The organism is Streptomyces sp. PA03-5A (assembly GCF_033792725.1).
GTDB lineage: Bacteria > Actinomycetota > Actinomycetes > Streptomycetales > Streptomycetaceae > Actinacidiphila.
The window spans coordinates 187,116-210,436 of the sequence record NZ_JARAVL010000007.1 but is presented as its reverse complement, the minus strand read 5'-3'; the positions used below and the strand labels follow the sequence as shown (position 1 = coordinate 210,436).

Sequence of the window (23,321 nt, the reverse complement as noted above, 5' to 3'; positions counted from 1 at the left end):
CTTCGCGAGCGAGGCACCACCGCCTCGAAGCACCTCCACGTCAAGGCACCACCACGTCAAGGCACCGCGTCCGTCCACCTCGGGAGACCACCGATGTCCCACGTCGAACATCTGCAGGAACTGAACGGCCTGCCGGCCTTCGACTTCCCCGCGCCCGGCGCGCGGCAGGAGCTCCCGGCGGCGGGCGCGGTGGCGTGGCGGCTGGCCGTCAACCCCTGGGAGGACGACGCGAAGGAGACCTTCGCGCAGTTGTGGGACCGCTTCCTGGAGACGGTCGAGCCCGCGGGCGTGCGGGCCCTCGTCCTGGGCCAGTGGGGCGAGCCGTACGACAACGACTCCGGTGTCCTCGTGCGGCTGCTCGTGGACGCGCGCGAACGGCTGACCGCGCTGGAGGCCGTGTTCCTCGGCGACCTGGAGATGGAGGAGGCCGAGATCTCCTGGATCGAGCAGTCCGACGTGACGCCGGTGCTCGAGGCCTATCCGCGGCTGGAGGAGTTCGGCGTCCGCGGCGGCACCGGACTGCGCTTCCCTGCGACCCACCACCAGCGGCTGCGCACGCTCCGTTTCGAGGCGGGCGGCCTGCCCGGTGAGGTGGTCCGCGGTGTCGCCGCGAGCGAACTCCCGGCGCTGGAGCACCTGGAGCTGTGGCTGGGCGTGGAGGAGTACGGCGGCGACGCCACGGTCGCCGACCTCGCGCCGGTCCTGGCCGGCGGCCGCTTCCCTGCGCTGCGCCATCTCGGCCTGCGCAACAGCGAGATCCAGGACGAGATCGCCGCCGCCGTCGCCGCTGCCCCCGTCGTGGCCCAGCTCTCCTCGCTCGACCTGTCCCTGGGCGTGCTCACCGACGACGGTGTGACCGCCCTGCTCGCCGGCCAGCCGCTGACCCACCTCAACTGGCTGGACCTGCACCACAACTTCGTCACCGAGCCGGTCGCCGAGCGCGTGCGGGCCGCCCTCGAGCCCTCGGGCGTCGAGGTCGACCTCTCCGAACCCGGCGACGAGGACGAGTGGGACGGCGAGGTCCACCGCTACACCGCCGTCGCGGAGTGAGGCCGTCATGACCGTCACACGTCACCTGGAGACCTTCCACGGGCTGCGCGTGCACACGCTGCCCGAGGCCGGCACGGCCGAGCTGCCCGGCCCCGACGCCGTGGCCTGGCGGCTGGACTGCTTCGAGGCCGGCGAGATCCCCTTCCCCGAGCTGTGGGGCCACTTCACCGCGGCGGTCGACACCACGCGGGTGCGCGCGCTGGTCCTCGGCCCCTGGTGGGACGACGAGTACTCCGAACTGCGTCCCGCGCTGGAACTGGTGCTCGCGGACGCGGAGCGTTTCCCCGCGCTGCGCGCCCTGTTCCTCGCCGACGTGACCGGCGAGGAGTGCGAGGTCTCCTGGCTGCAGCTGACCGACGTCACGCCCGTCCTCGAACGCTTCCCGCTGCTGGAGGAGTTCGGTGTCCGTGGCGGCGACTCGCAGGGGCTGGGCGAGGAGCCGCTGTCGCTGCGTCCCGTCCGTCACGAGGCGCTGCGCGTGCTGCGCCTGGAGTCCGGCGGGCTCCCCGGCACGGTGGTGCGGGCGGTCGGCGCCTGCGAGCTGCCCGCGCTGGAGCGGCTGGAGCTGTGGCTCGGCGTGGAGCAGTACGGAGGGGACTCCACGGTCGCCGACCTCGCGCCGGTCCTGGCCGGCGGCCGCTTCCCCGCGCTGCGCCACCTCGGCCTGCAGGACAGCGAGTTGCAGGACGAGATCGCGGCGGCCGTGGCCTCCGCTCCCGTCGTCGCGCAGCTGGAGACGCTGAGCCTGTCCATGGGCACCCTCACCGACACCGGCGCCGAGGCACTGCTGGGCGGCCAGCCGCTCACCCACCTCAAGCGGCTCGACCTGCACCACCACTACCTGAGCGAAGCCGTGGCCGAGCGGCTGCGCGCCGTCGTGGGCTCCGCGGGCACCGAGGTCGACCTGTCGGAGCACCGCGAGCCGCATCACTGGCGGAACGAGGAGTGGCGCTATGTCGCCGTCTCCGAGTAGCGGTACCGGCGGTGCGCTCCGCATCGCCGTCGTCGGCAACCCCGGCAACCGCAGGACGACCCTCTTCGCCGACGCGGTGCGTGCCGCGGGCCATCCCGCGCCCCGTGTGCTGGCGTGGCGCGACGTGCTGCGCGGCCGGTACGCCTTCGCGCCCGGTGAGTTCGTGCGCGTCGACTCGCCCGGCGAGGACGCGGAGGTCGACCGCCTGCTGCGGGGCGCCGACGACCCGGCCAGGGTCGAGGGCACCGCGTTGTGGTACCGCCGCTTCACCGCCGCCGTGCACGAGGTGACGGAGGCGGCCCGCCGGGCCGGCGCGGTGCCGTCGGCGGACGCCGGGGAGGTCGCCGTGCTGTTCGACAAGCGGCGCTGCCACGCCCGGCTGACCTCCGCGGGCGTCCCGGTGCCGCCCGCTCCCGACGGGCCGCCGGTGCGCGGCTGGGCCGAGCTCAGGGAGCGCTTGCGGTCCGCCCGGATCTCCCGGGCGTTCCTCAAGCCCGCGCACGGCTCCTCCGCCTCCGGGGTGGTGGCGCTGGCGATGGCGGGCCCCGGCCGGGTCAAGGCCACGACCTCGGTGGAGACCACCGCCGACGGACGCCTGTTCAACTCGCTGCGGGTCCGCGAGTACCGCACGGAGCAGGAGGTCGCCGCCCTCGTGGACGCGCTGGCCCCGGACGGGCTGCACGTCGAGCGCTGGCTGCCCAAGGCGTCCCAGCACGGGCGGGCGGCCGACCTGCGGGTGGTGGTGGTCGCGGGCCGCGCCACGCACGCCGTCGTCCGCACCAGCCCGCACCCCATGACGAATCTGCACCTCGGCGGCGCCCGCGGCGACCTGGACACGGCCCGCGCGGCGATCCGCGCCGCGGGCGGCGACTTCGGGGACGTGCTGACGACCGCCGAACGGGCGGCCGCGTGTTTCCCCGGCACGCTCTGCGTGGGCGTGGACGTCCTGCCCGCGACCGGCTGGCGCCGCTTCGCCGTCGGCGAGGTCAACGCCTTCGGGGATCTGCTGCCCCGGCTCACCGGCCTCCCCGGCAGCGGCGCCGAGGGCCTGGACACCTACGCCGCCCAGGTCGCCGCCGTACCGGCCGCGATGCACGGCGCGCGACGCGAGGAGCACCACCATGACGCCACCGCTTGACATGAACCAGATCGTGGGCAGCCACGACATCCTGCTGGTCACCCTGGACACCCTCCGCCACGACGTGGCCGAGGAGCTCGCCGCGGCCGGCCGCATCCCCCACCTGGCCCGCCATCTGCCCGGTGGCCGGTGGGAGCGCCGGCACGCGCCCGGCAGCTTCACCTACGCCTCCCACCAGGCGATCTTCGCGGGCTTCCTGCCCACACCCACCACGCCCGGTCCCCACCCGCGGCTGTTCGCGGCGCGCTTCGCCGGCAGTGAGAGCACCGCGGACGGCACCTTCGTGTACGACACCCCCGACCTGGTGTCGGGCCTGGCCGGGGCCGGCTACCGCACGGTGTGCATCGGCGGCGTCGGTTTCTTCAACAAGCAGGCGCCGCTGGGCTCGGTGCTGCCCGGGCTCTTCCAGGAGAGCCACTGGGAGCCGGAGTTCGGGGTGCCCTCCCCGACCTCCTTCGAGGCCCAGGTGGCCCGCGCCGAGGAGGTCGTCGCCGCCCTGCCGCCGCAGCAGCGGCTCTTCCTGTTCGTGAACGTGTCGGCGCTGCACCAGCCCAACTGGTTCCACCTGCCGGGTGCCACCCGGGAGGCGGGCGACTCGCGCGCCACCCACGCCGCCGCCCTGGAGTACGTCGACCGCCACATCGGCAGGCTCTTCGCCGCCGCCTCCAGCCGCCGTCCGTGCCTGGCCGTCGTATGCTCCGACCACGGCACAGCGTACGGCGAGGACGGCCACACCGGCCACCGCATCGGCCACGAGGTCGTGTGGACGGTGCCCTACGCCCACTTCCTCCTCGACGGGGCCGCCCGATGACCCTCACCGACGTGACGCTCTCCGCCACGCCCCCGGCCACGGCCGCCGTGCGCCCGTACCGGCACTACGTGTACGCGTACCCGCACAAGACGGCCTACCGCGCGCTGCCCCGCGAGCACGCCCGGCTGCGCGACCTGTGGGCGGACGAGCCGAAGGACGCGCTGTCCCTCTACTTCCACATCCCGTTCTGCGAGGTCCGCTGCGGCTTCTGCAACCTCTTCACCAGGATCGGGGCGCCCGACGGCCTGGCGACCGCCTACCTGGACGCGCTGGAGCGCCAGGCCACGGCGGTGCGGGAGGCGCTGGGCGAGGGCGCGCGGTTCGCCAACGCCGCCTTCGGCGGCGGCACCCCCACGTACCTGGAGGCTGCCGAGCTGGAGCGGCTCTGCGATCTCGCCGAACGTGGCCTGGGGGCCGACCTGCGGGCGATACCGCTCTCCGTGGAGGCCTCGCCGGCCACCGCGACCGCCGACCGGCTGTCGGTGCTGGCGGAGCGCGGCACGACCCGGCTGAGCCTGGGGGTGCAGAGCTTCGTCGACGCCGAGGCGCGCGCCGCCGTCCGTCCCCAGCGCCGGGCCGACGTCGAGGCGGCGCTGGGCAGGATCCGGGAAGCGGGCATCCCCGTCCTCAACATCGACCTGATCTATGGCATCGACGGCCAGACCGAGGGTTCCTGGACGCAGTCCCTCGACGCGGCGCTCGCCTGGCGGCCCGAGGAGCTGTACCTGTACCCCCTGTACGTCCGCCCGCTCACCGGCCTCGGCCGCCACGCGGCCGACGCCGCGCGGGGCGAAGCGGCGTGGGACGAGCAGCGGCTGCGGCTGTACCGGCACGGCCGCGACCATCTGCTGGCGCACGGCTACGAGCAGGTGTCGATGCGCATGTTCCGCCGTGCGGGCGCGCCCACCACGGGCGGCGGGGACTACGCCTGCCAGACCGACGGCATGGTGGGCCTGGGCTGCGGCGCCCGCTCGTACACCTCCTCGCTGCACTACTCCTTCGACTACGCCGTCGACATGCACCACATCCGCGGCATCCTCGACGAGTACACGGCGCGCACCACGCAGGAGTTCGCCCACGCCGACTTCGGCTGGGCGATGGACGCCGAGGAGGCCCGCCGCCGTCATCTGCTGCAGTCCCTGCTGCAGGCCGAGGGCCTGCCCGTCGCGGAGTACCGGACCCGGTTCGGCACGGCTCCCGGGGAGGATTTCGCCGGGGAGCTGCAGCGCTTCGCCGACCGGGGCTGGCTCGACGCCGCCGCGGGGCCGGAGGTGCTGCGGCTGTCGCCCGAGGGGCTCGCCCACTCCGACGCGGCCGGACCCGAGCTGTTCTCCGCCGCCGTCCACCGGCGCATGGCCGCCTACGAGCCCAAGTGAGCGCCCCCGCCATGGACCTGACGATCCTCTACCGCGGCCCGCTGGCCTCGTGCGACTACGACTGCCCGTACTGCCCCTTCGCCAAGCGCCGTGACAGCCGCGCCCAGCTGACCGCCGACCGCGTCGCGCTGGAGCGCTTCGCGGGCTGGGCGGCCGGGCAGACCGACGACCGGCTCTCCCTGCTGTTCACCCCGTGGGGCGAGGGACTGGTGCGCTCCTGGTACCGGCGGACGCTGGCGGAGCTGAGCCGGCTTCCGCACGTGCGCCGGGTGGCGATCCAGACCAATCTGAGCTGCCGCACGCAGTGGCTGGACGAGGCCGACCTGGACACGCTGGCCCTGTGGTGCACCTTCCACCCCGGCCAGACGCCCTACGACCGTTTCCTGGCCAGCTGCCGCGAGCTGGCGGACCGCGGCGTCCGCCACAGCGTGGGCGTCGTCGGGCTGCCGGAGCACCTGGGACTGGCCGGCCGGCTGCGGGCCGACCTCCCGGACCACGTCTACCTGTGGGTCAACGCCGCGGAGGGCCACACCTACACCGACGCCGAGGCGGCGCGGTGGACCGCGCTGGACCCGCTCTTCCCGTACAGCCGGCATCCGCACCGCAGCGCGGGCCTGCCGTGCCGCACGGGCGAGTCGGTCATCTCGGTGGACGGCGAGGGCACGGTGCGCCGCTGCCACTTCGTCCCCGAGGAACTGGGCAACCTCTACGACGGCTCCTACCGCGCGGCGCTGCGCCCGCGCGCGTGCCCGCTGGCCGTCTGCGACTGCCACATCGGCTACGTCCACCTGGAGACGCTGCCGTTGTACGACGTGTTCGCGGGCGGGGTCCTGGAGCGGATCCCCGCCGCGCCGCCGCCGGGGCGGACACCGCTCCCGCTCCTGCCGCTCCCGCTCCCTTAGCGGGCGGCCGACGCCCCCGCGTCAGCCCTTGCGGCCGACCCCTCCCCAGAAGGCGGCACGGGCGTGCTCGCCCTCCTGCGCGGACGGGGAGTCCGGGCGCCACCGCGGCACCTGCACCAGGCCCGGCTCGACCAGGGAGAACCCCTCGAAGAAGGGCTCGATCTGCGGCTTGCTGCGCAGGTTGAGGGTGGAGGTGGCGTTCTTGTACGCCTCACCGGCGTCGGCGTCGACGTCGCGGTGGAAGTCGGTCGTGCCGTGGCTGAGGATCAGGAAGCTGCCGGACGGGAGGTTCTTGGTCAGGGTGCGCACGATCCCGGCCGGGTCCTCGTCGTCGCGGACGAAGTGCAGCAGCGCGACGAGCATCAGGGCGACGGGCTCGTCGAAGTCGATCAGCTCCCGGATGGTGGCGTGCTCCAGGATGGTCTCGGGCTCACGGACGTCGCCGAGGAAGAAGCCGGCGTTGCCGGTGTTGGTGAGCCGCGCGCCGGCGTGGGCGGCCACGATGGGGTCGTTGTCGACGTAGGCGACCCGGGCCTCGGGGACGACGGAGCGGGCGACCTCGTGGGTGTTGGGCGAGGTGGGGATGCCGGTGCCGATGTCGACGAACTGCCGGACGCCCTGCCCCGCCGCGTAGCGCACCGCGCGCTGCATGAAGTCCCGGTTGGCGCGGGCGCTGGGGCGCGCGTCGGGGGTCATGCGGATCACCATCTCGGCCGCCTCGCGGTCGGCCTCGTAGTTGTCCTTGCCGCCGAGGTAGTAGTCGTACATCCGGGCCGGGTGCGGCCGGCTGGTGTCGATCTCCTCCGCGGGGAAGCCCTTGTCGGTCAACGCCCTGCTCCGTTCGGATTCCGGTGACCCTTGCGGGTCGAGGTCGGTGCGGTCATCTCGTCGCCGTCGTGGGTCCGCTCCATGGTCACGTCTCCCTCTGGATGCCGACGAGGATCCGCTCGGTGCTCTGGGTGGGCGCGGCCTGTGCGCACATCCGGTCCAGTGCCTCCAGGAACGCCGAGACGTCGTCGCGGTCGTCGAAGTAGACGCCCCCGACCAGGCTTTCCGAGTAGACGACGTCCGGGAGCTCGTGCGTCTGGAACCGGAAGATGTGGAACGGGCCGTACATGGCGGGGTGCGGTCCGGCCGTGAACGGCATGATCTGGAGCCGTACGTTGGGCAGCGCGCAGGAGTCGATCAGCTTGGCGATCTGGGCGCGCATGACCGCCGGAAGGCCGATGGGTCTTCGCAGCACCGTCTCGTCGATGACGATCCAGACCAGCGGCGCGTCCTCACGGGTGAGCAGGGCCTGGCGCTCCATGCGCAGCGCGACCCCGCGTTCGATCTCCGCGTCGCCGGCGCCCGGGTTCCCCGCCCGCAGCACCTCGCGCGCGTAGTCCTCGGTCTGCAGCAGTCCGGGGACGTAGTGCGGCTCGTAGGCGCGGATGACGCCGGCCTCGCCCTCCAGGCTCACGAAGGCGCTGAACCAGTCGGGCAGGACGTCGCGGTAGCGGTGCCACCAGCCCGGCTGGTTGGCCTCGCGGGCGAGCGCCAGGAACCCCTCGACCTCTTCCGGGTCGCCGACCCCGTAGGTGCGCAGGAGCTTCTCGACGTAGGGGATCTTCAGGCCGACCTCGGCCTTCTCCATGCGGCGGACGGTGGCGTGGGTGACGTCGAGCGCCCGGCCCGCGTCCTCGAAGGAGAGTCCGGCCTTCTCACGCAGGTCCTGGAGCCGTTTTCCGAGCACCACACGGAGGACGGTGGGGGCACCGGCTGACCGCGCGTCCGTCACGACCACTTCCCCAACTCCCCTCTGCCACAAGCAGTGTGTCATGCCGTCAACGAAAACCGACAGTGCGCATCGGCCGTTCTGTAAATTACAGATCGCATCTTGCCAACAGTGAGAACGGGACCGCATAGTTAGCGACGTGGCCTCCTCACCAGACGCTCTGCGGTTAGAGCGCCGTGGCGACCTCGACGCCCTTCGCTGCCAGGACCTCTTCCGTTTGCCCGCTCACGGGTCCTCGGTCGCCGACGCACGCCACCGCGTGCGGGCACGGTTGCGGGAGTGGGACGCGGACGAGGGACTCCGCGACGACGCCGAGATGATCGTCTCCGAGCTCTTCACCAACGCCGTCATGCACACCGGCAGTGAGTTCATCACCTGCGGGCTGCGCTACGACGGCACCCGGCTGCGTCTGGAAGTCAGCGATCAGGGGCACGCGCCGACTGCGCCCCGGCCGCGGGCGGCGGGCGTCGACGAGGAGGGCGGCCGCGGGCTGCTGCTGGTGGGCGCGCTCTCGCAGGCATGGGGCGTCCGGCCCACCGACGACGGTGGCGGCCGTGTCGTGTGGGCCGAACTCGCCTCCGGGGCCTCGCCCTTCTGACGCCGCGCGCGGTGCGCCCCGGGCCCGCCGGCTACAGCGGCAGCAGGTCCGGGCGCTTGGGCTCCACGTTGTCGCCGGAGGACTCCCCGCGCAGCCGCCGGCCGATCCAGGGCACGAGGTACTCGCGCGCCCACTGGATGTTGTCCCGCCGGATCTCGGCGGGCGCGCGGAACGGCTCCGGCGGCCACGCCTGGTCGGGGTCGGCGGGCACCTCGAGGCCCAGCACCTGCGCGGCGCGCAGCGCGACCCTGGTGTGTCCCTCGGGCGACAGGTGGAGGCGGTCGGAGTCCCAGGCCCGGCGGTCCTGGACGGAACGGAGCGACCACAGGTCCAGCACCGGGGAGTCGTACCGGTCGGCGATGGCGCGCACATGGGCCGTGTAGGTGGCGATCTTGCCGCGCAGATGGCGCAGCACGGGGATGCCGCGGGTGTCGAAACCGGTGCACAGCACGACGGTGCCGACGGACGCGGTGAGGCGGGCGACCGCCGCCTCGTAGCGCTCCGCGACGTCGTCCGGGTCGCTGCCGGGGCGGAGGATGTCGTTGCCGCCCGCGCAGAAGGTCACGAGGTCGGGCGCGAGCTCCACGGCCCGCGGCACCTGCTCCTCGACGATCTGGTCGAGTAGGCGGCCGCGCACCGCGAGGTTCGCGTACCGGAAGTCGTGCTCCGGGCGGCGGTCGGACAGGAGGACCGCCAGCCGGTCGGCCCAGCCGATGAACGTCCCGTCGGGACCCGGATCGCCCACACCTTCGGTGAAGCTGTCCCCCAGGGCGGTGTACGACCCGATGGCGGCACTGTTGTTTCTCTTCGAATCGTCTGGCACGTCAGCACATACTTCACCTCCTCAAGTGACCTACGCCACCGTAACCAAGGGTTGACGGGGGGTGATGTATCCCACCCGGCTGGATCCGCCGGAAGCGGAATACGGCGGTGCCGCGCCCGCCGCGCACAGCCCCCTCCCGCGATCACATACCGCGCGGTACGGGCCGCCACGGGTGTCGTAAGGTCGGGAGTGGTCCGGCCGCCGGTGATCCGCACCGTCCGGCCCCTGAACCGAAGGAGCCCCGGTGACCGAGCAGACGCCGCAGACCGCCCCGTCGGAACCCGAGCTGACCGGGGTGCGCAACTTCCGCGACGTGGGCGGCCTCCCGACGACGGACGGCCGCCGGGTGCGGTACGGACGGCTCTTCCGCAGCGGCCACCTGGCGCACGCCACCGCCGCCGACGCCGCCTTCCTCTCCACCCTCGGGCTGCACACGGTCTTCGACTTCCGCAACGCCTCCGACATGAAGCTGGAGGGCCCGGACGTCGAGCTGCCCGGCGTGCGCAACGTCAACATGCCGCTGAGCGACCCGGCCTCGGGCGCCGAGTTCTGGACGACGGTCCGCGACGGCGACATCGCGGCGCTGCGCCAGATCCTCGGGGAGGGCCGCGCCGCCGCGCGCATGGTGCAGGCCTACCGCCGCATCGTGCTGGACCGCACCGCCGAGCACGCCCGCATGCTGGAACTGCTCGCCGAGGACGAGTCGGTGCCGGCGCTGCTGCACTGCGCCGCGGGCAAGGACCGGGCCGGGACCTCGGTCGCCGTCATCCTGCTCGCCCTCGGGGTCGAGCGCGACGCGATCGTGGAGGACTACCTCAAGAGCAACGAGGCCCACCGCCGCTACCGCATCAAGCGCGGCGACGACGCGGAACCGGCGACCACCCCCGAGGTCATGGAGCTGCTCGGCCCGCTCTTCGACGCGCGCAAGGAGTACCTGGAGACCGCCTTCGACACCATCGAGGAGCACTGGGGCTCGGTGGACCGCTACCTGGAGGAGGGGCTCGGCCTCACCCCCGGGCGTCGCGAGCGGCTGCGCGCGCTCTTCCTGGACGGCGCGCAGCCGGCCTGACACGAGGCGGCGGGGCCGCCCTACTTGGCCCCGGCCAGGTGGAAGATCAGGAAGAAGAACGCGGCGATGACGTGGACCCCCACCAGGTAGATGAAGGTGCGCACCTTGAAGCCCATGGGGGCCTTGCCCCCGGAGTTGCCGGACACGGTCAGTCCTCTCGTCATGCGCCGTGGGGGCGCGGGGAACGGCCGTCGCCCAGGCACAGCTCTACGACGGAACTCCGCAGCAGCGTGTGGACGAACAGCAGATCGACACCGTTCGGCGAGGCCGCCGCGATGCGGTGCGGGGTGAGCGAGTCGAAGTGGGCGCTGTCGCCGGGCACCAGCCGGTGCACGGCGTCCCCGAGGGTGAGCCGCAGCTCGCCCCCCAGGACGTGCAGCCACTCCTCGCCGGCGTGGACGCGGACCAGCCCCTCCTGGGGGCCGGGCGGCACGTGCAGCCGCAGCGCCTGCATGGCCCGCCCGGGGTTCCCGGCCGGCCAGTACGTCCAGCCGCCGGCCTCCGCGGGCGGCACGGAACCGCCACGGACGACCGGATCGCGCTCGGGGGAGGTCTCGCCGAGCAGGTCGGACACCGTGGTGCCGTAGGTGCGGGCGAGGGTCAGCAGCATGGGGAGCGAAGGCTGCCGCTGCCCGGTCTCCAGCCGGGACAGGTGCGCGGGCGACAGCCCGGCGCGGGCCGCGGCCGCCTCCAGCGTCAGCCCGCCCCTGCGGCGCAGCGCGCGCAACTGGGGGGCGACGTCCGGCAGGGGCGCCTCGTCCGCGGATGGTGAGGTCATGCCTCAGGTATAGACGTGGTTCGCCCCTGAGGCAAAAAGTTTGCCTCAGGGGCAAAGCACCGTGGGCCGGACGCGGGCCCGGGTCAGCGGTTGGCGACGGCCTGCTTCACCAGTGTCCTGCCGAACTCCCACATCAGGCCACCGCCGCCGTGTGCGTCGTCCATCACGGCGGTGAAGGCGTCCACGAAACGGTCCACCTCGCGCTCCCCGATGACCAGCGGCGGGATCAGCTTGATCACCTCCAGGTGGTCCCCCGAGACCTGGGTGAGGATACGGTGCCGCTGCAGCAGCGGCACCACCACCATCTGCGCGAACAGGCCCTTGCGGGCCGCCTGCAGCATCGTCCAGCGGCTGCGCAGCCCCAGCGACTTCGGCCGGCCGAACTCGATGCCGATCATCAGGCCCCGGCCGCGGACCTCGTGCAGCAGCTCGTAGCGGTCGACGAGGGCGGCGAGGCGGTCGCGGAGCAGGTCCCCGGTGGCCCGCGCGTTGGCGACGACCTTCTCGTCCTCCATCACCGTGAGGGTGGCCAGCCCGGCGGCCATGGCCTGGGCGTTGGAGCCGAAGCTGGCGGAGTGCGCCAGCACCCGGTCCATGGAGGAGTAGACCTTCTTGAAGATCCAGTCCTTGCCGAGGGTGGCGCCCACCGGCACGTAGCCGCCCGACAGCGCCTTGGCCACGCACACCAGGTCCGGCTCGACGCCCTCCTCGTGCCGGTAGGCGAAGAAGTCGCCGGTGCGGCCGATGCCGGTCTGCACCTCGTCGGCGATGAGCAGCGCCTTGTGCCGGTGCAGCAGCTCCTGCGCCGCCCGCAGGTAACCGGGCGGCGCGGCGTGCACGCCCTTGCCCTGGATCGGCTCGACGATCAGCGCGGCCACGTCGCCCTTGGCCAGCTCCCGCTCCAGGGCCGCCAGGTCGCCCAGGGGCACGGCGGTGTCGGGGAGCAGCGGGTCGAAGCCCTCGCGGAAGCCGACCTCGCCGTTGACGGACAGCGAGCCGGTGGTCAGCCCGTGGAACGCGTGGTCGCAGTAGAGCACGCGGGGCCTGCCGGTGGCGTAACGGGCGAACTTCAGGGCCGTCTCGACGGCCTCGGTGCCGCTGTTGCCGAAGAACACCCGGTCGAGCCCCGGCGCGTACGACAGCAGCTTCTCCGCGAGCAGGCCCGGCAGCGGCTGGCAGTCGAAGCGGGTGAGGTCGGCCAGCCCGGCGTCCAGGACGTCGTGCAACGCCTTGCGGACCACGGGGTGGTGGCGGCCCAGGCCCATCACCCCGAAGCCGGCGAGCATGTCGAGGTAGTCCCGGCCCTCGTCGTCCCAGAAGTACGCGCCCTCGGCCCGCTCGTAGACCTTGTCGAAGCCGATGGTGTGCAGCATCCGCGGCAACTGGTGATTGAGGTACCTGGCGTGCAGGTCGTAGCGCTCGGCTCCGCGCTCGGCCAGCAGCGTCGCCAGATCGAACCCCTTGGGCTCAGGTTCGGGCGATGTCATCGCTCACGTGCCTCTCGTTCGGGTGCTGCTCGTTCACCGCGAGACGGGTCAGGGTGGCCCCGATCCGGCCGGCGATCTCGGCCGGGGTGAGCCCGATGTCGGCCAGCACCTCGCCGCGCTTGGCGTGCGCCAGGAACTGCTGCGGGATGCCGAAGTCCCGGACCGGCACGTCGGTCTCCGCGTCCCGCAGGGCCTGCGCCACCGCAGAACCCACGCCCCCGGCCCGGCCGTTGTCCTCGATGACGGCCACCATGCGGTGCCGGGCGGCGAGCGCGGGCAGCTCCGCGTCGAGCGGCTTGACCCAGCGGGGGTCGACGACCGTGACGCCGACGCCGCGTTCGCGCAGCAGGGCGGCCGCGGCCAGGGAGACCGAGCCCAGGGCGCCGACGGACACCATCAGCACGTCCGGCCGGTCGCCGCGGTGCAGCACGTCCATGCCGCCGACCCGGTCGATGGCCGGCAGGGTCTCGCCGACGGTCTCCTTGGGGAAGCGGACGACGGTGGGCGCGTCGTCGACGTCGATCGCCTCGCGGAGCTGGGCGCGCAGTTGGTCGGCGTCGCGCGGCGCGGCGATCCGCAGGCCCGGGACGACCTGGAGGATCGACATGTCCCACATTCCGTTGTGCGAAGCGCCGTCGTCGCCGGTGACGCCCGCCCGGTCCAGCACGAAGGTCACACCGCACTTGTGCAGCGCGACGTCCATCAGGACCTGGTCGAAGGCGCGGTTGAGGAAGGTCGCGTACACGGCGACCACCGGGTGCAGCCCGCCGGTCGCCAGGCCCGCCGCCGAGACCGCCGCGTGCTGCTCGGCGATCCCGACGTCGTAGACGCGGTCGGGGAACGCCTTGGCGAACTTCTCCAGCCCGACCGGCTGCAGCATGGCCGCCGTGATCGCCACGACGTCCGGGCGCTCGGCGCCGATCCGGACCATCTCGTTGCCGAAGACCGAGGTCCACTTCGGGCCGCTCGACGGGGTGAGCGGTTCGCAGGTGAGCGGGTCCATGGCGCCCACGGCGTGGAAGCGGTCCGCCTCGTCGCGCTCGGCGAAGGCGTAGCCGCGGCCCTTCTCGGTGAGGCAGTGGACGAGGACGGGGCCGTGGAAGCGCCGGGCCCGGCGCAGCGCCGACTCGACCGCGGTCACGTCGTGGCCGTCGATCGGGCCGAGGTACTTCAGCCCCAGGTCCTCGAACATGCCCTGCGGGGCGAAGGCGTCCTTGAAGCCCTTCTTGGCGCCGTGCAGGGACTCGTACAGCGGCTTGCCGACCACGGGCGTCTGCTGGAGCACCTGCTTGCCCCAGGCCAGGAAGCGCTCGTAGCCGTCGGTGGTGCGCAGGGTGGCCAGGTGGTTGGCGAGGCCGCCGATGGTGGGGGCGTAGGAGCGCTCGTTGTCGTTGACGACGATGATCAGCGGACGGTCCTTGGCGGCGGCGATGTTGTTCAGCGCCTCCCAGGCCATGCCGCCGGTGAGCGCGCCGTCCCCGATGACGGCCACGACATGGTCCTGTCGGCCGAGCACCTGGTTGGCCTTGGCCAGGCCGTCGGCCCAGCCGAGCACCGTGGAGGCGTGGCTGTTCTCGATGAGGTCGTGCTCGGACTCGGCGCGCGAGGGGTAGCCGGACAGGCCCCCCTTGCCGCGCAGTTTGGAGAAGTCCTGACGGCCGGTCAGGATCTTGTGGACGTAGGACTGGTGACCCGTGTCCCACAGGATGCGGTCGGCCGGCGAGTCGAAGACCCGGTGCAGGGCGACCGTCAGCTCGACCACGCCCAGATTGGGTCCCAGGTGCCCCCCGGTCCTGGCCACCGCCTGCACCAGGAATTCACGGATCTCCACGGCGAGTTCGCCCAGCCGCTCCGGCGGAAGGGCCTTCAGGTCGCGTGGACCACGGATGTTCTCGAGCAGCGACACTTTCCCACCTCGCTCCCCTGCCGGGGATTGTTTCGCTTTAGCTCACACTGATCTGGGGCTCTCCTGACGGCACTCCGTCGGCCTGCATGCGCTCGGCGAGCTTCATGGCCTCCTCGATGAGGGTCTCCACGATCTTCGACTCCGGCACGGTCTTGATGACCTCGCCCTTGACGAAGATCTGCCCCTTGCCGTTGCCCGAGGCCACCCCCAGGTCGGCCTCGCGCGCCTCGCCCGGACCGTTGACGACACAGCCCATCACCGCGACCCGCAGCGGGACCTCCATGCCCTCCAGGCCCGCCGTCACCTGGTCCGCCAGCTTGTACACGTCCACCTGCGCACGACCGCACGACGGGCACGAGACGATCTCCAGCCGCCGCTGCCGCAGGTTCAGCGACTCCAGGATCTGGATGCCGACCTTGACCTCCTCCGCCGGAGGAGCCGACAGCGACACCCGGATCGTGTCCCCGATGCCCTCGCTCAGCAGCGCACCGAACGCCACCGCCGACTTGATCGTGCCCTGGAACGCCGGACCCGCCTCGGTCACGCCCAGGTGCAGCGGATAGTCGCACTGCGCCGCCAGCAGGCGGTACGCGTTGACCATCACCACCGGGTCGTTGTGCTTCACCGAGATCTTGATGTCCCGGAAACCGTGCTCCTCGAACAGCGAGCACTCCCACAGCGCCGACTCCACCAGCGCCTCCGGGGTGGCCTTGCCGTACTTCTCCAGCAGGCGCTTGTCCAGCGACCCGGCGTTCACCCCGATCCGGATCGGCACACCCGCCTCGGAGGCCGCCTTGGCGATCTCCTTCACCTTGTCGTCGAACTGCCGGATGTTGCCCGGGTTCACCCGCACCGCCGCACAGCCCGCGTCGATCGCCGCGAACACGTACTTCGGCTGGAAGTGGATGTCCGCGATCACCGGGATCTGCGACTTCCTCGCGATCTGCGGCAGCGCGTCCGCGTCGTCCTGCGAGGGGCAGGCGACCCGTACGATCTGGCAGCCCGCCGCGGTCAGTTCGGCGATCTGCTGCAGGGTCGCGTTGACGTCGGCGGTGAGCGTGGTCGTCATGGACTGGACGGAGACCGGGGCGTCGCCGCCCACCGCCACCGACCCGACCTGGATGCGCCGCGAACGGCGGCGCTCCGCTAGCGGCCGGGCCGGGACGGAGGGCAGGCCGAGCTGGACGGGCTCGACAGCTGTCATCGCGACGTCACTTCCCGCGGTTGCCGGCGATGGTCTCCCGGGTGGCCCTGATGGACTCCTTGAGGGAGGTCATCGTGGCCAGGACGGCGGTCGGCTCGTAGCCGCAGTGCGCCATGCAGTTGGCGCAGCGCGGGTCCTTGCCGCGGCCGTACTTGCTCCAGTCGGTGTCCTCGACGAGCTCCTTGTACGTGGTCACGTAACCGTCGCTCATCAGGTAGCAGGGGCGCTGCCAGCCGAACAGGGAGTAGTTGGGGATCGCCCAGGCGGTGCAGGGGAAGTCGACCTTGCCTTCGAGGAAGTCCAGGAAGAGGGGGCTGTGGTTGAGCCGCCACTTCTTCCGGTTGCCGCCCGAGAAGGCCTTCTTGAACAGTTCCCGGGTCTGTTCCACGCCCAGGAAGTGCTCCTGGTCGGGAGCCTTCTCGTAGGCGTAGGCCGGCGAGATCATCATCTCGTCGACCTGCAGGTCGTCATTGAGGAAGTTGAGCACCTCGATGATGGTCTGCGGGGTGTCGGTGTTGAAGAAGGTCGAATTGGTGGTGACCCGGAATCCGCGCCGCTTGGCCTCCTTGATCGCCTCCACCGCCTCGTCGAAGACGCCTTCCTTGGCGACCGACTCGTCGTGCCGCTCACGCAGTCCGTCGATGTGCACGGCGAAGGCGAAGTAGGGCGAGGGGGTGAACTTGTCCATCTTCTTGCGCAGCAGCATGGCGTTGGTGCAGAGGAAGACGTACTTCCGCTTCGCCACCAGTTGCCGCACGATCTCGTCGATCTGAGGGTGCATCAGCGGTTCGCCGCCGGCGATCGACACCATCGGCGCGCCCGATTCGATGACGGCGCCGACGGCCTGCGCCACCGGCATGCGCTGCTTCAGCACACCCGCCGGGTGCTGGATCTTTCCGCAGCCCTCGCATTTCAGGTTGCACGCGAAGAGTGGCTCGAGCTCGACGATGAGCGGGAACTTCTCGCGCCTGCGGAGCATTTTCTGTTCGAAGAGGTAGGTGCCGACCCTGATGGACTGTCGGAGTGGCATGGCCATCTAGCTCACCTCCAGGGGAGCGTGGTAGAGCGGTGCCAATCGAGAAAGGCAGGAAGCAGGTCCCTCAGCACGCGGAAAGCGGTGATCCCCGTGCGGAGCGTGCCGACCCGCACGAGCTCGAACTCGGGCGTGTCGACGACCACGCGGGCCGCGGCGACCGGGCGTGGACCCCGGGCGAGCGCGGCCCGCATCATCGCCGCCGACTCCATGTCGACGGCGACGGCACCGGTGGCCCGGAGCGCCGCCCGCTCCGGGCCCCGTACGACGTGGTCCGACTCGGCGAGCCGGCCGACGTGCACGGTGTGTCCCGCCGCCTTGAGGGCGGCGGCGAGTGATTCCCCGTCACGCGGCTCGTCGGCGACGACCACATCGCCCGGCCGCATCCCGGGGGCCAGCCCGGCGCAGAAGCCGGTGGTGAGGACCGCCGCCCCGTCCAGGGCGGGGTCGCGCAGCGCGGCGGCGACGGCGCGTTCCGCGGCCTGGGGCCCCATGCCCGTGCGCACGAAGGCGATCGGGCCCGCGGCGTGGCTGCGGTCGCCGCCGCGCAGGGCGAACCGTTCCACCCGTAGCGCGCAGACGATGAGCAGAGGTGGGCCGGCCGGCCCCATCAGGCCCCCTTCCGTAGCCCGCCGAGCGGCTCGCCGTGCACGTAGCGCCCGAGGGCGGTGAGCGGGAAGACCATCCGGTAGAGGTGGTAGTTGATGGAGAAGTCCCGGGGGAAGCCGGTGCCGGTGAAGTACGGCTCGTCCCAGGACCCGTCCTCCTTCTGGGTCCGCGCCAGCCAGCGCACCCCGCGCCGTACGGCCTCGCCCTCGCGTTCGCCGGCCGACAGCAGGGCCAGCAGGGCCCAGGCCGTCTGCGAGGCGGTGGACTCGCCGCGGCCGACCCACTCGTCGGAGGAGTAGGAGCGCAGGTCCTCGCCCCAGCCCCCGTCCTCGTTCTGGACGGACTCCAGCCAGCCCACCGCCCGCCGGATCGCGGGGTGGCCCGCCGGGAGGCCGGCCGCGACGAGGGCCGGGACCACCGATCCGGTGCCGTAGATGTAGTTGACGCCCCAGCGGCCGAACCATGCGCCGCTGCGCTCCTGTTCGGCGAGCAGCCAGTCGATCCCGCGCCGGGTGTGCGGGTCGTGCTCCAGGCCGAGGGCGGCCAGCATCTCGACCACGTGGGCCGTGACGTCGGCCGACGGCGGGTCGATGACCTCACCGAAGTCGCAGAAGGGCAGCCGGTTGGGGAAGGCGCTGGTGTTGTCGGCGTCGAAGGCGCCCCAGGCGCCGTTCTTCGACTGCATCCCGACGTTCCAGCGCACCCCGCGGTCGACTGAGGCCTTCACCCGCTCCGGGTCCGGGTGGTCGACCCTGATCAGGGCGAGGACCACCTCGGCGGTGTCGTCGATGTCGGGGTAGGTGTCGTTCTGGAACTCGAACGCCCAGCCACCGGAGGGCAGGCCGGGCCGCTGCACGGCCCAGTCGCCGCGCTTGGTGATCTGCTCCCCCAGCATCCAGTCCGCCGCCTTGACCAGCGCCGGGTCGTCGGCGGGGACGCCGGCGTCGGCCAGCGCGATGGTCGCCAGGCAGGTGTCCCAGACCGGGGACTGGCACGCCTCGATCATCCGCGTGTCCTTGTCCGGCCAGACCGCGAAGTCGTCCAGCGCCTTGAGTCCGGCGCGCAGCACGGGGTGGTCGAGGTCGTAGCCGAGCAGGTGGAGCGCGATGACGGAGTACACGGCGGGCGGCTGGATGCCGCCGAAGCAGCCGTCGTTCTCCTGGCGTTCGATGATCCAGCGCGCCGCCGAGCGCATCGCGGCACGGCGCAGCGGACGGACGGTGACCTTGCGGTAGGCGTGCAGGGCCCGGTCGACCCGCTGGAAGAACCCGTCCCAGCTGGACAGCGGTGCCCGCGGGACCGGCGGATTGGGCCGCGCGGGGTCGGTGTGCAGCTCGTCGAGGGTGAACGGGGCGGGCCGTACGGGCCGGTGGGCGCCGACGATCGTCAGCGGCACGATGGTCTGCCGGGCCCAGCTGGCGAAGGAGTAGATGTTGAGCGGGACCCACTTGGGCAGGTAGATGAGCTCGGGCGGCAGCTCCGGGAGGTCGTCCCAGCGCCACCAGCCGAACAGCGCGAGCCAGATCCGGGTGAAGACCCGTGACCGCGCGATGCCGCCCTGCTCGCGGACGAAGGCCGCGGCGGCGGCCATCCACGGCTCCTCGGGGGCGTCACCGGCGAGCCGCAGCGCGACGTAGGCCTCGACGGTGGCCGAGAGGTCGCGCGGCCCCCCGTGGAAGGTGGCCCAGGCGCCGTCGTCGCGCTGCTGGGACCTGATCCAGCGGGCGGCGGCCCCGACGACCCGTTCGTCCTGGATGCCGAGGAACTGACGGAGCAGCAGGTCCTCGGCGTCCATCGTCACGTTGGTCTCGAGGTCGCCCTTCCACCAGCCGTCAGGATGCTGACGCGCCAGCAGGTGGCCGGTGGCCCGGCGCGCGGCCTCGGCCGCGAGCTCCTCGGTCGTTCCGGTGCTGCCGCCGGGCCAGGGAACTGACGCCGGTTCCGGAATCGCGCCCGCGGTCTTCGTTCTGGCCGAGGGTGTCCCGCGGGCCGCCTCGCCCCCGGGACCGCCGTCGGTCGTCGCTGTCATGGCTTCCCCTTTGCACAGTCGTTCCGTCTGCGGTGTTGGGGCTGCCGTCGGCCGTCACGCGCGCCCGGCCGGCGACGTACTGCGCTCCAGTTGTTTCCCTACTTCTCGCGAACCACCACGAAATCCGCCAGGCCCACGAGCTTACGGCGAACTTCTCCCGGCATGTCCATTTTGTCGAGTGCGGCGATCGCGGTGGCGTACTGCCGGCGGGCTTCCCGGGAGGTCCACTCCCGGCCACCGGCCTCCTCGATCAACGCCGCCCTCGTCGCGAACTCTTCCTCGTCGAAGGACTCGATGTCATTACGGTCCGATGAATCCGCGGCCTTCGCATCCGCGGCCAGGAGTTCGGCCAGGCGCTGCGAGGCCGAGCCGCCCGCGGCCAGCGCCGCGACCACCGGCAGGGACTTCTTGCGCTGGCGCAGGTCGCTCCAGGTCTGCTTGCCGGTGGCGGCCGGGTCGCCCCAGATGCCCAGCAGGTCGTCGACGGCCTGGAAGGCCAGGCCGAGGTGGTAGCCGTACTCCTCCAGGGCGTCCGCGTCGGCCTCCGAGGCGCCGCCCAGCACCGCGCCGATGGAGCAGGCGCAGGCCAGCAGGGCGCCGGTCTTGTTGCCCTCCATCTCCAGGCACTCCTCGACGGTGACCCGCTCGCGGTGCTCGAAGGAGATGTCCTGGGCCTGACCGTCGATCAGCTTGCGGGTCGCGGTGGTGATCCGGCGGGTGGCCCGGCCGGCCTCGACGGTGCCCTGCTCCAGCAGGATCTCGTTGGCGAGGGCGAAGAGCGCGTCGCCGACCAGGATGGCCTGGGCGGGGCCGTGCACCTTCCAGACCGTGTCGCGGTGGCGGCGCTGCTCGTCACCGTCCATCAGGTCGTCGTGCAGCAGGGAGAAGTTGTGCACCAGCTCCACGGCGACCGCGCCGGGGACGCCCACCTCGGGGGCGGCGCCCGCCGCCTCCGCGGACAGCAGTGCGAGTGCGGGGCGCACGGCCTTGCCGCTGTCGCCGTGGGACGGGTTGCCCGCGGCGTCGATCCATCCGAAGTGGTAGGCGGCGACGGTGTCCATCGGGGGTGCGAGGCGGTCCACGGCGGCGCGCAGCACCGGCGTGGACAGCTCGCGGCCGCGCTCCAGCAGCACGGTCACGGTCTCTCTGTCGACGCCCGCGGTCATCTGCTCGTTGCCAGCGGTCACATTCTCTCCTCTGATTGCACTGGTCATGCTCATACCGGCTCCAGGCCTTCGATTGCGAAGGTACGTGGGTCGAAGGGATGGCGGAGTGCGGTCAAAGCTGCGCGGGAGGCTTGCAAACCGCTGCGGACCGCGCTTTCCATCGTCGCGGGCCAGCCGGTGGCGGTCCACGCACCGGCGAGCCAGACGCCCTGCGCGCGGGTACGGGGACCCGGGCGGAGGGCGCCGACACCGGGGGCGGGCGCGAAGGTCGCGGTCCGTTCCCTGGTGACGAAGAAGTCCAGGACGGCGGCCTCACGCGCGGCCGGGAGCAACCGCTCCAGCTCCGGCAGGTAGCGCGCCCGCAGCTCGGCCACGGGGAGGTCGATCTCCTCCTGGGCCGCCGACTGGGACAGGGCGACGTACTGGCCTTCGCCGGTCAGCCCGGAGTGCTCCGTACGGTCGAAGACCCACTGCACGGGGCTGCCGAGGGCGGCGAGGAAGGGCTGCCGCAGGACCTTGCGGTCGTACACGACGTGCACGTTGAGGATCGGCGCGGTGCCGATGCGCAGCAGCGCGTCCTGGTCCGCCAGGGCGCCGGCGGGCAGCAGCCCGTGGGCTTCCTGCTGGGGCACGGCCAGCACGACGGCGTCGGCCGTGAAGCGCTCGGCGCGCCCGGGACCGGTCTCGGCCTCGACCTCCCAGACCGGTCCGCCCTCCCCGGGGCCGCCGTCGGCGGACCGTACCGGCTCGGGCGCGTCCGTGCGGGTGAGCGAGGTGGCGCGGGTGCGCAGCAGGGTGCGCACGCCCGCCTTGTCCAGGGCGGTGCGGGCGCGGTCGTCGTGCAGCTCGCCGAGCGGGCGGGCGGCCCAGCCGATGTCCGCCGCGCCCGGCGCGGAGAGCAGCCCGGTCTTGAAGACCATGGCGGCCAGGCCAAGTGACGCCTCGTCGGCCGTGGCGTTGAGCGTCGCGACGCCGACCAGGTCCCACAGCGCCTCGACGGTGCGGGCCGACTGGCCGTGCTCGCGCAGCCAGCTGCCGAAGTCGACGGCGTCCAGCGCCGGGTCGGTGGGGTCGAGCGAGCGCAGCGCGAGCGCGGCCCGCCCGACGGACGCCCGCTCGCCCAGGGACAGGTGCGGGTAGGTGGCCAGGCTGGCGGCCAGGTGCAGCGGTACGGGCAGCCCCGCGCGGCGCAGCCGGCCGAGCCGGGGCCGGGAGGTGGCCACGTCGAGCACCGGCACGTCGAGCCGGTCCTGGAGGGTGACGAGGTCGGCAGCGTCGATGCGTTCCAGGAACCGCAGGTAGGCGACGCAGCACCGCAGGAAGACGTGCTGGCCGTTGTCGACGGTCAGGTCGCCGCGCCGGAAGGAGAAGGCGAGCCCGCCGAGCCGGGGCCGGGCCTCGAGCAGGGTGACGCGGAGCCCGGCGTCGGCCAGTGCCAGCGCCGCCGTCGTGCCCGCGAGCCCGCCGCCGATCACGACGGCCGTGCGCTCAGCCATGCGTCCTCCCCCGGGTGCCGCCGCGCGCGGCGCGGCGCACCATTGCCGACAGTGACGCCTCCGGCACGACGGCGGTTGCCTCACGGCGGCGGAAAACGGCGCTTTTCCGCGAGGCTGCCGCTCCCGTGCCGGTTGCGGTGCTTTTGCCGGTGCGGGGGAAGGCGCCCGCGGCCGGTGGAGCGGGCGTCACACGCGCCTCCTGGCGGCACGTCGGGCGTCGAGACCGGCGAGGCCGCGCGCCGCGACGTACGCCTTCTGGTGACCGGGCAGCGAGACCCGGCCGCGGAGGACGGCCTCGGGGTCGGCGGCGATGCGCTCCAGGAGACGGCGGTAGATGCCGGCCATGGCGGAGACGCAGGCGCCGCTGCGGCGGTCCAGCATGGGCAGCAGCCGGTACCCCTCGGCGAACAGGGCGCGGGCCCGCTTGACCTCGAACTCGACCAGGCCCGCGAAGTCGGACCCCGGCGGCGGGGTGTCGGTGAGGAACCCGCCGGAACAGCCGAACTTCGCGAGGTCCTCGGCGGGCAGGTAGGTGCGCCCGTTGGAGGCGTCCTCGCGCAGGTCCCGCAGGATGTTGGTGAGTTGCAGGGCGAGCCCCAGGGTGTCCGCGTACTCCGCGGCGCGCTCCCGGCCGGGCGCGCCGGGCACGGTGCCGAAGACGCCGAGCGAGAGCCGGCCGATGGCGCCGGCGACGCACCGGCAGTAGGAGGCGAGGTCGTCCCAGGTCTCGTAGGTGTCGCCGCGCAGGTCCATCTGCACGCCGTCGATCAGCTCGTCGAGCCCGCCGAGCGGGAGCGGGAAGCGGCGGGCGGCGTCGGCGAGCGCGACGGCCACCGGGTCGGTGTCGTCCTCGGTGACGGCGCCCTCCCGGACCCGGGTGAGCAGGGCCCGGGTCCCGTCCAGCCGCTGCTGCTTCTCGGGGAGGTCGAGGTCGCCGTCGCCGATGTCGTCCACCCGCCGGGAGAAGGCGTACAGGGCGGACATGGCCTGTCGCTTGGGGGTGGGCAGCAGCCGGATGCCGTAGGCGAAGTTCCGGGCCTCGTGGCCGGTGACGACCTCGCAGTAGCGGTAGGCCGCGAGTACCGGGCCGGACATG

22 protein-coding genes are annotated in these 23,321 nt (G+C 72.7%); 8 read left to right on the top strand and 14 right to left on the bottom strand.

Annotated elements, in window-relative coordinates; genetic code table 11:
• The first annotated feature begins 93 nt into the window (after nucleotides 1-93).
• From PV410_RS10930 to PV410_RS10905, 6 genes are read left to right on the top strand one after another with little or no spacing between them, the layout of a single operon-like run.
• The gene (locus PV410_RS10930) at nucleotides 94-1,050 is read left to right on the top strand and encodes an STM4015 family protein (protein WP_500323874.1); all 957 of its coding nucleotides are present in this window, start codon (nucleotides 94-96) and stop codon (nucleotides 1,048-1,050) included.
• Between the two features lie 7 nt (nucleotides 1,051-1,057).
• Nucleotides 1,058-2,023 (top strand): STM4015 family protein, encoded by a 966-nt coding sequence (locus tag PV410_RS10925; RefSeq protein ID WP_500323873.1) that lies wholly within the window; start codon nucleotides 1,058-1,060, stop codon nucleotides 2,021-2,023.
• Entirely contained in the window at nucleotides 2,004-3,161 is a 1,158-nt protein-coding gene (locus PV410_RS10920; RefSeq protein ID WP_500323872.1) for an STM4014 family protein, read from the top strand. The genes PV410_RS10925 and PV410_RS10920 overlap by 20 nt, the downstream gene beginning before the upstream one ends.
• A 1-nt stretch (nucleotide 3,162) precedes the next feature.
• A complete protein-coding gene (locus tag PV410_RS10915; RefSeq protein WP_500323960.1) occupies nucleotides 3,163-3,972 on the top strand; it encodes an STM4013/SEN3800 family hydrolase in 810 nt (269 codons plus the stop codon).
• Nucleotides 3,969-5,348, top strand: coding sequence for an STM4012 family radical SAM protein (locus PV410_RS10910; RefSeq protein ID WP_500323871.1), 1,380 nt, complete (start codon nucleotides 3,969-3,971; stop codon nucleotides 5,346-5,348). Before PV410_RS10915 ends, PV410_RS10910 begins: the two co-directional genes overlap by 4 nt.
• Before the next feature lie 11 nt (nucleotides 5,349-5,359).
• Nucleotides 5,360-6,250, top strand: coding sequence for an STM4011 family radical SAM protein (locus PV410_RS10905; protein ID WP_500323959.1), 891 nt, complete (start codon nucleotides 5,360-5,362; stop codon nucleotides 6,248-6,250).
• Nucleotides 6,251-6,271: 21 nt separating this feature from the next.
• Here PV410_RS10905 and PV410_RS10900 read toward each other — a convergent pair whose 3' ends face one another.
• Both PV410_RS10900 and PV410_RS10895 read right to left on the bottom strand, forming a co-directional pair.
• Nucleotides 6,272-7,078: an SAM-dependent methyltransferase gene (locus PV410_RS10900; RefSeq protein ID WP_500323870.1), complete on the bottom strand. Its 807-nt coding sequence runs from the start codon at nucleotides 7,076-7,078 to the stop codon at nucleotides 6,272-6,274.
• An 85-nt stretch (nucleotides 7,079-7,163) separates the two neighbouring features.
• Complete coding sequence (locus PV410_RS10895) at nucleotides 7,164-8,030, bottom strand: Sco1979 family transcriptional regulator (protein ID WP_500323869.1); 867 nt, start codon at nucleotides 8,028-8,030, stop codon at nucleotides 7,164-7,166.
• A 214-nt stretch (nucleotides 8,031-8,244) separates the two neighbouring features.
• Here PV410_RS10895 and PV410_RS10890 point away from each other — a divergent pair, with 214 nt between their 5' ends.
• The gene (locus PV410_RS10890) at nucleotides 8,245-8,625 is read left to right on the top strand and encodes an ATP-binding protein (protein WP_500323868.1); all 381 of its coding nucleotides are present in this window, start codon (nucleotides 8,245-8,247) and stop codon (nucleotides 8,623-8,625) included.
• A gap of 31 nt (nucleotides 8,626-8,656) precedes the next feature.
• Here PV410_RS10890 and PV410_RS10885 read toward each other — a convergent pair whose 3' ends face one another.
• Nucleotides 8,657-9,448: an SGNH/GDSL hydrolase family protein gene (locus PV410_RS10885; protein ID WP_500323867.1), complete on the bottom strand. Its 792-nt coding sequence runs from the start codon at nucleotides 9,446-9,448 to the stop codon at nucleotides 8,657-8,659.
• 244 nt (nucleotides 9,449-9,692) lie between these two features.
• Here PV410_RS10885 and PV410_RS10880 point away from each other — a divergent pair, with 244 nt between their 5' ends.
• Nucleotides 9,693-10,517, top strand: coding sequence for a tyrosine-protein phosphatase (locus PV410_RS10880; RefSeq protein ID WP_500323866.1), 825 nt, complete (start codon nucleotides 9,693-9,695; stop codon nucleotides 10,515-10,517).
• A gap of 20 nt (nucleotides 10,518-10,537) precedes the next feature.
• Here the strand turns inward: PV410_RS10880 and PV410_RS10875 are convergent, their stop codons facing one another.
• From PV410_RS10875 to hpnD, 11 genes are all read right to left on the bottom strand, one after another.
• A complete protein-coding gene (locus tag PV410_RS10875) occupies nucleotides 10,538-10,663 on the bottom strand; it encodes a DUF6126 family protein (protein ID WP_500323865.1) in 126 nt (41 codons plus the stop codon).
• 14 nt (nucleotides 10,664-10,677) lie between these two features.
• Nucleotides 10,678-11,295: a helix-turn-helix domain-containing protein gene (locus PV410_RS10870; protein ID WP_500323864.1), complete on the bottom strand. Its 618-nt coding sequence runs from the start codon at nucleotides 11,293-11,295 to the stop codon at nucleotides 10,678-10,680.
• A gap of 83 nt (nucleotides 11,296-11,378) precedes the next feature.
• Complete coding sequence (locus PV410_RS10865; RefSeq protein WP_500323863.1) at nucleotides 11,379-12,782, bottom strand: aspartate aminotransferase family protein; 1,404 nt, start codon at nucleotides 12,780-12,782, stop codon at nucleotides 11,379-11,381.
• Nucleotides 12,763-14,688, bottom strand: coding sequence for a 1-deoxy-D-xylulose-5-phosphate synthase (dxs, locus tag PV410_RS10860; RefSeq protein ID WP_500323862.1), 1,926 nt, complete (start codon nucleotides 14,686-14,688; stop codon nucleotides 12,763-12,765). The genes PV410_RS10865 and dxs overlap by 20 nt, the downstream gene beginning before the upstream one ends.
• Before the next feature lie 37 nt (nucleotides 14,689-14,725).
• A complete protein-coding gene (ispG, locus tag PV410_RS10855) occupies nucleotides 14,726-15,892 on the bottom strand; it encodes a flavodoxin-dependent (E)-4-hydroxy-3-methylbut-2-enyl-diphosphate synthase (protein WP_500323861.1) in 1,167 nt (388 codons plus the stop codon).
• 7 nt (nucleotides 15,893-15,899) lie between these two features.
• A complete protein-coding gene (hpnH, locus tag PV410_RS10850; protein ID WP_500323860.1) occupies nucleotides 15,900-16,928 on the bottom strand; it encodes an adenosyl-hopene transferase HpnH in 1,029 nt (342 codons plus the stop codon).
• A 5-nt stretch (nucleotides 16,929-16,933) separates the two neighbouring features.
• Entirely contained in the window at nucleotides 16,934-17,536 is a 603-nt protein-coding gene (locus tag PV410_RS10845; RefSeq protein ID WP_500323859.1) for a phosphorylase family protein, read from the bottom strand.
• Nucleotides 17,536-19,563 (bottom strand): squalene--hopene cyclase, encoded by a 2,028-nt coding sequence (gene shc, locus PV410_RS10840; protein WP_500323858.1) that lies wholly within the window; start codon nucleotides 19,561-19,563, stop codon nucleotides 17,536-17,538. The genes PV410_RS10845 and shc overlap by 1 nt, the downstream gene beginning before the upstream one ends.
• Before the next feature lie 98 nt (nucleotides 19,564-19,661).
• Nucleotides 19,662-20,783 (bottom strand): polyprenyl synthetase family protein, encoded by a 1,122-nt coding sequence (locus PV410_RS10835; RefSeq protein WP_499515201.1) that lies wholly within the window; start codon nucleotides 20,781-20,783, stop codon nucleotides 19,662-19,664.
• Nucleotides 20,780-22,225: a hydroxysqualene dehydroxylase HpnE gene (gene hpnE / locus PV410_RS10830; protein ID WP_500323857.1), complete on the bottom strand. Its 1,446-nt coding sequence runs from the start codon at nucleotides 22,223-22,225 to the stop codon at nucleotides 20,780-20,782. The genes PV410_RS10835 and hpnE overlap by 4 nt, the downstream gene beginning before the upstream one ends.
• Before the next feature lie 186 nt (nucleotides 22,226-22,411).
• Nucleotides 22,412-23,320, bottom strand: coding sequence for a presqualene diphosphate synthase HpnD (gene hpnD / locus PV410_RS10825; RefSeq protein WP_499515199.1), 909 nt, complete (start codon nucleotides 23,318-23,320; stop codon nucleotides 22,412-22,414).
• Nucleotide 23,321 lies beyond the last annotated feature (1 nt).

What these genes read in the sequence shown, in the direction of transcription:
- hpnE (WP_500323857.1), bottom strand. Translation starts at nt 22,225, where the DNA reads ATGGCTGAGCGCACGGCCGTCGTGATCGGCGGCGGGCTCGCGGGCACG.
- PV410_RS10920 (WP_500323872.1), top strand. Translation starts at nt 2,004, where the DNA reads ATGTCGCCGTCTCCGAGTAGCGGTACCGGCGGTGCGCTCCGCATCGCC.
- PV410_RS10845 (WP_500323859.1), bottom strand. Translation starts at nt 17,536, where the DNA reads ATGGGGCCGGCCGGCCCACCTCTGCTCATCGTCTGCGCGCTACGGGTG.
- PV410_RS10915 (WP_500323960.1), top strand. Translation starts at nt 3,163, where the DNA reads ATGAACCAGATCGTGGGCAGCCACGACATCCTGCTGGTCACCCTGGAC.
- PV410_RS10925 (WP_500323873.1), top strand. Translation starts at nt 1,058, where the DNA reads ATGACCGTCACACGTCACCTGGAGACCTTCCACGGGCTGCGCGTGCAC.
- PV410_RS10865 (WP_500323863.1), bottom strand. Translation starts at nt 12,782, where the DNA reads ATGACATCGCCCGAACCTGAGCCCAAGGGGTTCGATCTGGCGACGCTG.
- PV410_RS10930 (WP_500323874.1), top strand. Translation starts at nt 94, where the DNA reads ATGTCCCACGTCGAACATCTGCAGGAACTGAACGGCCTGCCGGCCTTC.
- ispG (WP_500323861.1), bottom strand. Translation starts at nt 15,892, where the DNA reads ATGACAGCTGTCGAGCCCGTCCAGCTCGGCCTGCCCTCCGTCCCGGCC.
- PV410_RS10835 (WP_499515201.1), bottom strand. Translation starts at nt 20,783, where the DNA reads ATGAGCATGACCAGTGCAATCAGAGGAGAGAATGTGACCGCTGGCAAC.
- hpnH (WP_500323860.1), bottom strand. Translation starts at nt 16,928, where the DNA reads ATGGCCATGCCACTCCGACAGTCCATCAGGGTCGGCACCTACCTCTTC.
- PV410_RS10905 (WP_500323959.1), top strand. Translation starts at nt 5,360, where the DNA reads ATGGACCTGACGATCCTCTACCGCGGCCCGCTGGCCTCGTGCGACTAC.
- shc (WP_500323858.1), bottom strand. Translation starts at nt 19,563, where the DNA reads ATGACAGCGACGACCGACGGCGGTCCCGGGGGCGAGGCGGCCCGCGGG.
- PV410_RS10910 (WP_500323871.1), top strand. Translation starts at nt 3,969, where the DNA reads ATGACCCTCACCGACGTGACGCTCTCCGCCACGCCCCCGGCCACGGCC.
- PV410_RS10870 (WP_500323864.1), bottom strand. Translation starts at nt 11,295, where the DNA reads ATGACCTCACCATCCGCGGACGAGGCGCCCCTGCCGGACGTCGCCCCC.
- hpnD (WP_499515199.1), bottom strand. Translation starts at nt 23,320, where the DNA reads ATGTCCGGCCCGGTACTCGCGGCCTACCGCTACTGCGAGGTCGTCACC.